This is a genomic window from Cytobacillus sp. FSL W8-0315, assembly GCF_038002905.1.
Lineage (GTDB): Bacteria > Bacillota > Bacilli > Bacillales > Cytobacillaceae > Cytobacillus > Cytobacillus pseudoceanisediminis.
The window spans coordinates 4444028-4455958 of sequence record NZ_JBBOOC010000001.1; the positions used below are offsets into that span (position 1 = coordinate 4444028).

An 11931-nucleotide genomic window follows, 5' to 3' on the forward strand; every position below is an offset into this window, starting at 1 on the left:
TTTTTTCAAATTTAGTTGCTGTCTGTCTTTCTATTCTGTTAGTCCTGCACTCTGGATATCTGGCCCGTTGCGTTTTACTCTTCATGAAGCGGGTAATGAATACTAACAGTTAAAGGAGGTTTTACAATGTCAGATAATACAACTCAGAAAAAAATAATTCTATAGAACAAGAAAAAAAGAAAGAAAACAACAAAGATATCGAGCCCCAAAGAGAGCCGGAAAAACCTCAGGAAGAGAAGCCGAATTAAGGAGGATGTCTAAAATGGCTGACAAAAACATTCAGGATGGAAAGATGGATAACCCCGAGCAATATAAAACCGAAAAAGAAAGTTTATTTGACAAGTATGAAAGTGAGAAGAATGTAGATCCTATTCCAGTGGAAGACTTAAAACAAGAAAAAGAAGAAGAAAAAAACGGCTCAAACATAAAGAGCAGTTCTTCTACAGAGGAAAAGTACAAAGCTGACTTTGAAACAATCAAAAAGAAAAAGCTGTTTGGCGATAAATATGACGATGGAACAAGGACATAAGAAAGGCTGGATACTATGAGTCAGAATAACCTAAAGGAAAAAATCATAAATATACTGGAAAACAGCAAAATAGGCATCCTTTCTACCTTGAAGAACAACAAACCCTATTCCCGCTACATGACATTTTTTAACGATAATCTTACCTTGTTTACACCCACCAGCATTCAGACAGATAAAGCAGATGAAATTAAAGCCAACCCAAACGTTCATATCTTAGCAGGATATGAAGGTGAAGGGTTTGGTGATTCCTATGTAGAAATTGAAGGAACAGCTTCTATTAATGATTCGGATGATTTAAAAGAAAAACTATGGAATGAAAATATGGAACCCTGGTTCGATGGTCCGAACGATTCCAATTTAATTGTTCTTGAAATTAAACCGGTTAAAATAACGCTGATGAACACAAAGGAAAATTCACCAAAAACACTTGATTTATAAACCAAGACGCCTGGCATCTAATGACGTGCCAGGCGTCTTGTATTGTATCTTCCATAATTTTAGCCAGGAGCGTATTTTCTTGAATGCTTTATTTTATTATCTTATTAAAATCTCTATAGTGACTCAAATAGTAATCTGCTCCTGGAGTATTATTCTGAAAGAGGCAAGTTTTAATGCCAAGCTCCTTTGCCGGCAAAATGTCTATTTCCCTATCTCCAATTGCTATATCCACTTTATGCTTCTCGTGCAGAAATTCATATGAAGCGGTGTGAGGCTTGCGGGGATAGCCGTCGTCACCTGCTACCATATCGTTAAAGTATCCATCCAAATTATGGAACTCCAATATAGATAGAACATCATCTCTTTCCTTGTGAGTCATAATAACATTCTTATCAGCCTGCTTTAATACATGCTCAACCTCAGGAAAAGGCGTTAAATCTTTGGGCCGCAACTGTCTCGCCATGTTCCTGATTGCTTTAATTTGTTCATCATTTAAGCCGAAATGTTCAAATGCATCACTGAATGAAACCTTTAACTGCCAAAAAATCTCTTCTCCCGAGATCTTTTCATCTCCCATTACTTCCCTGACAATCGCTGTATAGGCTGGGTATGTATCAAACAAAGTGCCGTCAAAATCCCAAAGTAAATTCAACAGGCAAAGCTCCCTTCTAAATCCTTTTTCTCCCCTTTATTTTAGTAATTATACATGCAGCTAATCTATTAAACTGCTTTTCCATTGTAATTAAATTACTTTGACAAACCTATAGCACAATGCTAATTTAATAGCTATAAGACTAAAAAAATCTTGCCCTGATAAAAAATAGGGAGAATTTTCAAAGGATGAATTTGAATGAACAAAGAGATTATTAAGCTAATCAGAAAAAGCTATAACATGACACAGCGTGATTTCGCAAGAGTTGTCAGCTGCAGCTTCTCTCTAATAGCTCTGGTTGAGGTAGGCAAGAGAAGAGTAACAGCTGATCTTGAAAATAAAATTAAAATTGCTTTTGACCTCGATGACCAGCAGATGCAATCACTCACTTCCCTTGTTTCAGAAATCAGCAAAGGTGTTCCCCCCTTCATGTAAAGACAGATGCGGCTGTTTAAAGACCTTCCCTTCAGATGATACCGATCACAAATTAGCACCCGGCAATTAAAATAGGCATTTGCCGTGTCTCTCCGCCCACTTATGCATACCTTATAAGGAGTTATAGGATTTTTGCATAAAAGGAGAGTGCCCAATGTATCCATATGGCTATTATCAAGGTTATCTTCCTCAGCCAGCAGCCCACTTCACCCCTGAATATGATTATCAGCAGTACGAACAATATGATGACAGACAGCCCCAGCAGCTCGAAAGAAGGGTTACAGCTTTGGAAAGGCAAAATCAGGAGCAATCCCGAGAGATTACCCGGCTGAACAGGCAGCTGGTAAATTTGACTGACCAGGTTAAAATGCTGAACCAGACCGTTGACCGCCATACACGAAGGCTTAATCGGCTGAACCAAAGGCTAAGGGCAGTTGAGAATAGACTTAACATCCCTTTTACTCCTTTTGACGGGGAATTCTAAGGGAGAACTTTGTGCTTACTGCCGTGAGCCCTAGGAATAACAACTTTGCCCCAATCTCATAGTGATTGGGGCTTTAATTTACCTATTGGTTTATACGCAAACTTTGTAATTACTGTCCGGCCAGTGTTAGGGCATCTTCTGTTTAGCTAAACCTGGCTATTCGCTCGTAAACCTCTTTTAAGTTGGAGCATCCTAATTTATGAACCTCCTCGATCAAACGGCACCATAAGAGAGCAGTAAGCTTTGCATCTCCCAGGGCATGATGGCGGTCTTTAACAGGGATGCTATAAAATTCACAAAGGTCTTCTAATCTCCAGAATGATTTATTATGATCAGCTATCCTGTAAAGGAAGGAAGTATCTAATATCCTATACTTGAATGGCGTACGGAATAGCTTCCAGCAGCTGTGCTGCATAAAGCTTTTCTCGTGGTTCGCATGATGGGCCACAAGCGGCATATCCTTTACAAATTCAAGGAAACTAATCAATACTTCCGAGAGAGGAGGGGCTTTTTCTAAATCAGCCTCAGATAAACCCGTCAGCTCCTTAATTTCGTTTGAAAGTGGCTTTTCAAATCGGGCGAGTGAATAAAAACTGTCTTCACTGACTTTCCCTTTAATAATTTTAACCGCACCAATCGATATAATCTGATCCCCTTTATCCGGATAAAACCCAGTTGTTTCAATATCAAAGACAGCCACATTCAAATTTCCGAATGGAATAGCCATTGAATCGGTATTCTCCAATTCCCTCTGCATTTGCCTTATAAATGCCATTTGCTGTGGATTTTGACCATTCATCCCACCAAACATATTAGTTTGAAGTTTTCCTTGAATACCTCTGACAAATTGGACAAAAGGATAGAATCCCATTAACCTGCACCCTTTTCAATGGCCCTGATTACAAATTGATGAAGCTTTTTGCCATCCTTTAAAATATTTTTCAATTCATTTCTTTCAGATTTTGATAAGGATTTCAGCTGAATGTAATGGGTATCATCATAGGTATCTGTTTGCCTGTAAGATTGAAGTCTCCATTTTAACAAAGCGGCAAAATTACTTTCATATTTACCCATTTCCTCATCATAGCCATTCATTTTTTTGAGCTTACCCATTCGGGCAATAGTGGATGTCTCCAATATCCCTTCTTTGACAGCAAGAATTCTAACCGCATTTACATAAGGTATAAATGCTGCATATTTTAGATCCAGCTCTCCTTGATGGCTCCCCTTTTCCTCTGTCAGAAGCTGGCCAAATGGACCAACTGATTTTTTTATATGCATACTGGTCTCCATCATCCTGGTCAGCAAATGAGGGCTTTTTTGAATGTTCGTGTGGATACTGGACTTCAATTCACCTATATATTCCTCCTGGCCCGCAAGAACTCTGCTGTCATAGAAAATGTGGAGATTTCTTATCGTCTGCAGACTCTCCTCCTGCATCCATGCTTGAATCTGTCTTTTCCATTTAGAAAGCGACTTGCACCACAGCGGATTTGAACTCATCACATTCCCTTCGCAATAGGGATATCCAGCTGCATGCAGACCTTTTGAAATTTCCTCCCCCAGCTGCAAAAAATACGCTTCTGCTTCTGCCTCACCCGGTTCAAACACCAAGCCATGGTCCTGGTCACTCAGAAAGCCCTGTTCCATTCTCCCGCCGCTTCCCATCGTAAACCAGGCAAACTTCCATGAAGGTGATCTTTCTATTTTCAATCGCTCCAAAGCTATGCTAATAACAGCATTCATGATAAGGTCGTGAAATTCATTCAGGGCACTGGTATCATAGCGATATATTATCTGTTCCTCTTTCCACTTTTTCAGGGATTGATAAGAATTAAATGATGATTCCATCCAGGCACTTCCTTTAAAGAAAGCTCGAGTCCTGCTTATGAGCTTAAACTTTTGTTTTCCTCAGCCATGAAGACTTCCGGATATCCGTAGCTTCCATGTTCACTTAAATCTAATCCCATAATTTCTTCTTCTTCTGTTACCCGAAGTCCTCCCAATACTTTCTTGGCAGCTGCCAAAATAATGAAGGATACAGCAAATGCATAAAGACCGGATACAGCTACACCCATGAACTGGACTCCCAGCTGTTCAAAACCGCCTCCATAAAACAATCCTGGCTTTCCGACTGCTGCCAATTCAGGTGTCGCAAAGAATCCAGTGGATAATGTTCCCCAAACCCCAGCTGCACCGTGAACAGATAGGGCAAAGATGGGATCATCGATTTTCCTCTTTTCAAAGAATCGCACACTGTAGAATACCAGTATTCCTGCTACAAACCCTATGACAACAGCCGCCCAAGTATCCACAAATGCACAGGAAGCTGTAATAGCGACCAAGCCCGCAAGAGCACCATTAAGCATTGTCGGCACATCGGATTTCCCCATAACCACCCAGGAAATAATCAGTGCTGATACTGCGCCTGCTCCCGCAGCAAGATTTGTATTAAGAGCTACAAATCCAAAGAACCCATCGTCAACAGTCAATGTACTCCCAGCGTTAAAACCGAACCAGCCAACCCACAGGATCAGCACACCCAAGGCTGTATATACTTGGTTATGACCATAGATATTGTTAGCCGAACCGTCCTTGTTAAACTTTCCAATTCGGGGCTTAAGTAAAATAGTAGCGGCCAAGGCTGCCATAGCACCTGTTAAGTGAACAACTGTTGAACCGGCAAAGTCCTGCTTGCCGTGTTCTGCAAGCCAGCCCCCTCCCCAAATCCAATGGGCAACAACAGGATATACAATTGCGGAAAATAATACGGTGAAAATGAGGTAAACGGATAGTTTTGCACGTTCAGCAAATCCGCCGAGTGCAATCGTGATGGCAATACCGGCAAATGCCAGCTGGAATACGAAGAATACCGAAGATGATAAGCCCATTCCCTCAAGTTCAGCACCTGAGTAAAAGAAATTGGTAAGCCCGACCAGGATATTTGCGTTACCGCCAAATATGAAGCCAAAGCCCACTGCCCAAAACACTAATGATGATAGACCAAAGGTAAAGATCGTTTTTCCTGCAATATGCCCCGCATTTTTCATCCTGGTAGAACCTGCTTCCAGCATAATAAAACCGCCAAGCATAAAAATGACTAAAATTGCTCCCAGCATAACCCACAGACTGTTCATTAAAAATGTGGCATCCAATTGTCATTCCTCCCTGTTATTTTTTTGATGTAAGAATTAATATAAATTTAATGTTATATTATCTAACATCATTTAATTTAATCCTTATTTTACTCTAAATTTTATAGAAGTCAATCTGTTTTTAGAAAATTTATAATTTTTGTGTTATATAATCTGACATGAATTTTATTATCAGATTATAACGATTGGCAATTTTATAGTTGCATCTGTTTTTCATTAATCGGATAAGTTAAAAACGAGCATTAATTTGCTCAAATAATCGTGGGGAGTGATGTATCATGGCAAGAAACAAACTATTGGTACCCGGTGCAGGAAATGTATTGGATCAAATGAAACAGGAAATCGCCAATGAGTTTGGAGTTCAGCTTGGTGCTGATACGACCGCACGAGCAAACGGTTCTGTCGGCGGGGAGATGACAAAGCGCCTTGTCGCAATGGCAGAACAGCAGCTTAAAAACCAGCAAAATCAGTAGAGGATGTTTTTTTGCTGGACTTAACCGGCCCTGCCCATGGGCCGGTTAATAAAAAAATGGTTTCACTCAAAAGCTTAATTACCGAACGGAGGCATACTTATGACCAACAAAAATGATAACCGCGAAAGAAAAAACAAATATCCTAAAAACCAAAAACAGGATACGGAATTCTCAAGAGAGGCAGATATCAGAAGCGAAATGACAAAAAAAGATCTGCAAAAATAAAAAGTCTCACACAAAAAAGGCACGTCACTTGACTGCCTTTTTTTGGGTGGTTGTTATTCATTCTTAATTTAACCAAAATACTTCTGATTACGGGTTATTTTCCCTGGAGTAATCACCCTACTTAATCGTGATACAAAAACTCCTGCCTCAAAAACAATTGCAAATAACACTGTCCCAAAAGCAAGATGGATAACGGCCCAGGATATTTCAATGTAACTTATAATGGTAAGAATTCCGATAATGATTTGGATTAAAACAAGCAAGGAGGCAGCCATGAGCCGATTCTGCAACCCAGCCTCCCATTTATTTTTAAATGAAAGATACGTAAGAATAAATATGTAAAATGCCACAACTCCAGCCAGAATCCTATGTCCGGTCTGGACCATTGCAGGAATAGATACAGGCATAAAACCATTTGCACATTCAAGCCATCCGCATGACAATCCGAATGATTCATGCTTAATATAAGCACCAAGGAATAAAGTAAGAAGCGTCACAATCAGCAATCCGTTAAATTTATTTTGCAAACTATTATCTTTTCCGAATACAGCAAGTGATCGCTGTTCATCAGCATTTCGCCAGATCCAGATCAGTGCGGCCAGGAAAAGCATAGCTACGATTAGGTGAACAGAGACAACTACAGCAGGCAAATCCATCCAAACCACAGCAGCCCCCAGTAAAATTTGAATTATTAAAAGCACCATCAGTACCTTAGAAACTTTATCAAGTTCTCGCACCGGATTTGATTTTTGAATACTAAAATACAACATTGCCGTCATTATTCCAAGTGCTGCACCGATAACCCTGTGAGCAAATTCAATTAAGGTATCTCCTTCTAATATCGGGATTACCAGACCATTGCATAAAGGCCATTCCGGCCCGCATCCCATGCCTGACTCCGAAGATGCCACATACCCGCCGAATACAATCAGAAAATAGGTAAGGACAATTGTTAAAAATGCCAGCCGATTTACCTTCAAAGCACACACCCCTTTTATTGCAGCATTTACAATTTTGCAATCAGTTTATCAAAAGCAGGACAAACTTTCGGTGATATGAATCACAAATTTAAGCGGGCCCTAATGCAATTTTCAACATAAGAAAAAAAAAAAAAAAACGCCAGAGTTCCCCCTGGCGCAGCTATGCATGTCATTTATTTTGAATAAGTACGGCTATAAAGGGTGACATCCTCTAGTTTAGAACGATTAGGTTCATAGCCTATCCCAGGCCTTTCAGGCACGAATATAAATCCATCTTCCATAGTGACTTCAGGATCGATGATATCTTCCTTCCAGTAGTGGGATGATGGCGCTGTATCTCCAGGAAGCGTAAAATTGGACAGCGAAGTAATGGCAATATTGTGCGCACGGCCTATTCCAGCTTCAAGCATTCCGCCACACCACATCGGAATGTTATGATCTTCGCAAAGGTCGTGAATTCTTCTGGACTCTGTCAGTCCTCCAACACGGCCGATTTTAAGATTTATGATTCTGCAGCTTCCAAGCTCAATCGCTTTTCTTGCATCCTCAAAGGTATGTATACTTTCATCAAGGCAAATTGGCGTTTTCAGATGACTTTGAAGCTTGGCATGGTCGATAATATCATCATGATCTAGAGGCTGTTCAATCATCATAAGATTAAACTCCTCCATCCTTTGAAGATGATCAATATCATTAAGTGTATAGGCGCAATTGGCATCAGCCATAAGCTGTATTTCAGGAAATTGGGCACGAATGGATTTTAAAATATGCACATCCCAGCCGGGCTTGATTTTCACCTTAATCCGCCGGTAACCTTCATTTACATAACCTTCAATTTGCTTGAGCATCTTTACTTCCGACTCCTGTATGCCCACACTTACGCCCACTTCTATTTTTTCCTTTACTCCGCCTAAAGCTTTTGCGAGAGAAATCCCCTTCTCCCGGGCATAAAGGTCCCAGACAGCACCCTCTAGCGCTGCTTTGGCATTAAAGTTTCCCCTGATAGGCCTGAATGCCTCTGAAACATCATCAGGGTGCCGGATTTCTGATGCAAAAAGGATCGGTATTAAATGATCACTCATTATATGCCAATTTGTTTTAACTGTTTCTTCATTGTATATCGGCTCCATAATGGAAACCGATTCAGCCCAGCCTGACTCGCCGCTTTTTGATTTTACTTCTACCAGAATAAAGTCCTTATCCACTTCCGTTCCGACACTTGTTGTAAATGGATTCAGCAGCTCCATTTTGACGTGCCTTAAAACGATGCTTTTAATGTCCATCTTCCCATTCTCCTAGCAGTATCCCTTTTCTTTTTCCAAGAGATATAAGTATTGGTTTTCCGCGGTTATGTCCCTTATCAGATCCGTTACAATCCAGCCTTTGCTGAAATAATGAACGAATACTTCTTTCGTGCTCTCCCTCCATTTCAAAGCCAATTCAAAATCCCGCTTTTTTATATCTTGAAAATTCCCCGGAACCGGGATAAGAATTTTTTCATTTTCATGAAACAACTGTGTATTATCAGGAAAATAAAAGCCATCCGCCATACCTGTTTCCAATGCCATCGGCAGAACCTCTTCAGACCATTGACGTTCAGGACATTCCCCTTTAATTCGCCACTCCACTACAAATCGGTCTGATGGTATGCCTGCATTCATATGGTCTGACATTTCACCATAAGCATTTTCAATATATTGAGTGCATACCGCACCGAGTTTATGCAGATTGAGATTGGCATTAACCGTTTCAAGCGGGTCATATGTCCACGAAATAAGATCATAGCCTTTCTCAAGCGCTGTCTTTTTTTGAGCATGTTTCAGCTTTTCTCCAATCCCGAACGCCCGGTACTCCTCGTGAACCCCAAGGCTGTGAGAGCAAAGATATACCTTTGTGCCGTCAAAGCCAGGAAAGCTGTATTGAAATCCAATCAGTTCCTCTTCAAGGAAAGCACCTAACACAAACCCGCCATTTTTAACCGTTGCCACCGTATGATTAACCGGCACCGCTTCTTCCGCACTCCATATGCGGGTTTCAAGTTCGTATACAGCTTCAAGATCCTTAACTGTGTGAAGGTTTTTAATTGCCAGTGATGTTAATTCTTCTTGCTTCATAAACCTTCCCCCTTCCTACATATCCAAAGTTCCCAGTCCTCTATGCTGCTTTTTTTATGAATGCTATAAAGTTTCTAAAAAATAATATGTGCCACAGTTGCTACAATTGGCAGTGTTATAATAGTACGCAGAAGGAAAATTAGAATTAAATCCTTAATGCTGACAGGCAGATTTGAACCTAATAGCAGGCCGCCCATTTCAGACATATATACCAGCTGTGTTACAGAGACACAGGCAATAATAAATCTTGTCATTTCACTTTCAATGCCGCTGCCGATGACAGCTGGAAGGAACATATCTGCAAATCCAACCACCATTGTCTGGGCTGCTTCAGCTGCCTCCGGAATTTGCATCAGGGCTAGGATCGGTTCAAACGGCTTGCCAAGAATAGTAAATGCAGGGGTAAATTCAGCTATTACCAAGGCAACCGTTCCAATCGCCATAACAATTGGCAGTACTCCCATCCACATGTCCAAAACATTTTCAACACCTTCTTTTACAACAGCGGCTGCACTATTATTTGTACGCGCTTTCTTAATAGCATTATTTAATCCCCATTTAACAGGTGTAGTGTGTGTAGGGATATTCGTTTCCGCCTTGAGCTCTGTCCCTTCATAAGCTGTATCCGCTTTCCTTGATAAAGGCGGTATTCGAGGCATTACTATAGCTGCCACCAGACCAGCCAGAATAATCGTTAAATAATAATGAATGAAGTATTGCTCTAAGTTTAAATATTGAATAATTACAATTGTAAAAGTAATGGAAACAACTGAGAAGGTTGTTGCCACCACTGCTGCCTCACGCTTTGTGTAATACCCTTCTTCGTATTGTTTTGTCGTTAACAGGACTCCAATTGTCCCGTCACCTACCCATGATGCCAGACAATCAAGCGAAGAACGCCCCGGCAGCTTAAAAACTGGCCTCATAACTTTGATCAATAATGCACCAAAAAATTCGAGGAGACCGAAATTTAATAGAAGCGGCAGCAATAATCCTGCCAGAAGAAATGTAGTAAATAGTATAGGAATTAAATCATAGATTAAGAGCGCACCCGTATTCTCTGAATATATCGGTTCCAAACCGAACTCAAATAATGTAATAATAGCAAAAACTGTTCCAAATAAACGGGCCGCCACCCAAAACTTGCTCACATTCAGTAATTTGTTCAGATATGGACTGTCCAAGATAAAGCCCGGTTTAAAAATTACTGCTATCAGTGAGCCAATTACTGAAAGAGCCATGATCAAAACTGTAATTGAAGGTATGGAATCTCCCAGTAAACCATTAATTTGATTTGCTAAATAAGCAACGGGGATGGTAATTCCATCAGCTCCTTGAATCGGTACCATAAATAGTAAAACCCCGATTAGAGAAGGAATTAAAAACTTTAAATAGTCCCCGGTTGTGTAGGATGGCCTTTCCTCCTGCTGAATCATCTTCTTTGATAAACTGCTCATTCATTTTGCCCCCTTTATTTCTTGTATTAACTCCCCTGCTGTTCAAACTTACTCAAAAAACCGCTCTTGTTCAGCATATAAGATTTCCAGTTCCTGCTGTCTTTTTGCAATTCTTTCATGATCCCGTTCATCGATACCTGCAATCAGTACCTCCAGTAAACTAATTACGGAAGCTGCCGAATGATGTCCTGAATCCATAAGCTCATCCGTAGTAAGCGTAACTGCTGCCAACTGCCCGATAGGCGACAGCTGGCGGTCTGTTATGGCAATAATCCCGGAATCTTGCCTTTCAGCAAAAGAAGCAAGCTTTAACGCTTCTTTCCGATAGCGAGGAAAAGAAAAAATGACAACGGCCGATTGATCTGTTAAATCACACACATCCTCAGAAAGAAAACCGTTAGGGCTTGAGATATAAACATTTCCCCTTATTTGTTTAAGTGTGTAATAAAACCAGTATGCTGCGGCAAAAGAGCTGCCAAAACCACCAACATAAACCCTGTCTGCACGGATTAATGCATCAATCGCTTTCCAGATTTCCCTTTCATCAACCTGATCAAGCAATTGCCGAAGTATCTTCCTCTCCTGATCAATGACTCTCCTAAACAGATTCTCTTTCGCAGCATTTTCTATGGAAGAGTCATCTTCAAAATAATCCATCTGTTTCCCGGCAAGCCACTCTTTTCTAATTCGATCCTGCATTTGGGAATAACCGCTGAACCCAAGTGCATACGCAAGACGGATGACCGTTGTCTCACTGACTCCTGCATTTTTCCCAACTTGAAATGCTGTTAATAGAACAGCTTCATCAGCATGCTCCATAATAAATTCAGCAGCTTTCCTCTGTCCTGGCGAGAGTGAGGAATAGCTTTCTTTAATCAACTGGCTCATTGTCTTCTTATCCATGCCGGCTCCTCATGAATAGTGAAGGAAAAACTTCTTATGCAAAGTATAAAGCATGAAATGCTTCTCTAACAAGAAGAATTTCCACT

At 40.6% G+C, this 11931-nt stretch carries 15 protein-coding genes; 6 read left to right on the top strand and 9 right to left on the bottom strand.

Annotated elements, in window-relative coordinates; translation table 11 throughout:
• Positions 1-262 precede the first annotated feature (262 nt).
• Positions 263-529: a hypothetical protein gene (locus MKY20_RS22755; RefSeq protein WP_009331124.1), complete on the top strand. Its 267-nt coding sequence runs from the start codon at positions 263-265 to the stop codon at positions 527-529.
• Positions 530-544: 15 nt separating this feature from the next.
• Entirely contained in the window at positions 545-967 is a 423-nt protein-coding gene (locus MKY20_RS22760) for a pyridoxamine 5'-phosphate oxidase family protein (protein ID WP_251174395.1), read from the top strand.
• Positions 968-1055: 88 nt separating this feature from the next.
• Here MKY20_RS22760 and MKY20_RS22765 read toward each other — a convergent pair whose 3' ends face one another.
• Positions 1056-1619 carry an HAD hydrolase-like protein gene (locus MKY20_RS22765; RefSeq protein ID WP_341003084.1) on the bottom strand — a complete coding sequence of 188 codons (564 nt, stop codon included), beginning with the start codon at positions 1617-1619 and terminating at the stop codon, positions 1056-1058.
• A gap of 198 nt (positions 1620-1817) precedes the next feature.
• Between MKY20_RS22765 and MKY20_RS22770 the strand changes: the two genes are divergently transcribed.
• Both MKY20_RS22770 and MKY20_RS22775 read left to right on the top strand, forming a co-directional pair.
• On the top strand, positions 1818-2054 hold the full coding sequence (locus tag MKY20_RS22770) for a helix-turn-helix domain-containing protein (protein ID WP_009331127.1): 237 nt from the start codon (positions 1818-1820) through the stop codon (positions 2052-2054).
• Between the two features lie 154 nt (positions 2055-2208).
• Positions 2209-2538 (top strand): hypothetical protein, encoded by a 330-nt coding sequence (locus MKY20_RS22775; protein ID WP_009331128.1) that lies wholly within the window; start codon positions 2209-2211, stop codon positions 2536-2538.
• Between the two features lie 142 nt (positions 2539-2680).
• Here the strand turns inward: MKY20_RS22775 and MKY20_RS22780 are convergent, their stop codons facing one another.
• The 3 genes from MKY20_RS22780 to MKY20_RS22790 are packed head-to-tail and all read right to left on the bottom strand — an operon-like array spanning position 2681 to position 5693.
• Positions 2681-3409, bottom strand: a complete 729-nt coding sequence (locus MKY20_RS22780) for an exonuclease domain-containing protein (RefSeq protein WP_071156877.1) — start codon at positions 3407-3409, stop codon at positions 2681-2683.
• Positions 3409-4389 (bottom strand): DUF294 nucleotidyltransferase-like domain-containing protein, encoded by a 981-nt coding sequence (locus tag MKY20_RS22785; protein ID WP_009331130.1) that lies wholly within the window; start codon positions 4387-4389, stop codon positions 3409-3411. The genes MKY20_RS22780 and MKY20_RS22785 overlap by 1 nt, the downstream gene beginning before the upstream one ends.
• A gap of 35 nt (positions 4390-4424) precedes the next feature.
• Positions 4425-5693 (bottom strand): ammonium transporter, encoded by a 1269-nt coding sequence (locus tag MKY20_RS22790; protein ID WP_019381575.1) that lies wholly within the window; start codon positions 5691-5693, stop codon positions 4425-4427.
• Positions 5694-5971: 278 nt separating this feature from the next.
• Here MKY20_RS22790 and MKY20_RS22795 point away from each other — a divergent pair, with 278 nt between their 5' ends.
• Together MKY20_RS22795 and MKY20_RS22800 are read left to right on the top strand one after the other, a co-directional pair.
• Positions 5972-6166 carry an alpha/beta-type small acid-soluble spore protein gene (locus tag MKY20_RS22795; RefSeq protein ID WP_009331132.1) on the top strand — a complete coding sequence of 65 codons (195 nt, stop codon included), beginning with the start codon at positions 5972-5974 and terminating at the stop codon, positions 6164-6166.
• Between the two features lie 99 nt (positions 6167-6265).
• Positions 6266-6391 (top strand): hypothetical protein, encoded by a 126-nt coding sequence (locus tag MKY20_RS22800; protein WP_019381574.1) that lies wholly within the window; start codon positions 6266-6268, stop codon positions 6389-6391.
• Between the two features lie 68 nt (positions 6392-6459).
• On the opposite strand, the gene MKY20_RS22805 is transcribed toward MKY20_RS22800, so the two are convergent.
• The 5 genes from MKY20_RS22805 to MKY20_RS22825 all read right to left on the bottom strand — a co-directional run bounded on the left by MKY20_RS22805 (position 6460) and on the right by MKY20_RS22825 (position 11845).
• Positions 6460-7371 carry a COX15/CtaA family protein gene (locus MKY20_RS22805; RefSeq protein ID WP_009331133.1) on the bottom strand — a complete coding sequence of 304 codons (912 nt, stop codon included), beginning with the start codon at positions 7369-7371 and terminating at the stop codon, positions 6460-6462.
• A 173-nt stretch (positions 7372-7544) separates the two neighbouring features.
• Positions 7545-8654 carry an o-succinylbenzoate synthase gene (menC, locus tag MKY20_RS22810; RefSeq protein ID WP_019381572.1) on the bottom strand — a complete coding sequence of 370 codons (1110 nt, stop codon included), beginning with the start codon at positions 8652-8654 and terminating at the stop codon, positions 7545-7547.
• Positions 8655-8666: 12 nt separating this feature from the next.
• Positions 8667-9485, bottom strand: a complete 819-nt coding sequence (locus MKY20_RS22815) for a GNAT family N-acetyltransferase (protein ID WP_341003090.1) — start codon at positions 9483-9485, stop codon at positions 8667-8669.
• A 74-nt stretch (positions 9486-9559) separates the two neighbouring features.
• Entirely contained in the window at positions 9560-10942 is a 1383-nt protein-coding gene (locus MKY20_RS22820; protein WP_009331136.1) for a YjiH family protein, read from the bottom strand.
• Between the two features lie 48 nt (positions 10943-10990).
• A complete protein-coding gene (locus MKY20_RS22825; protein WP_019381569.1) occupies positions 10991-11845 on the bottom strand; it encodes a MurR/RpiR family transcriptional regulator in 855 nt (284 codons plus the stop codon).
• Positions 11846-11931 lie beyond the last annotated feature (86 nt).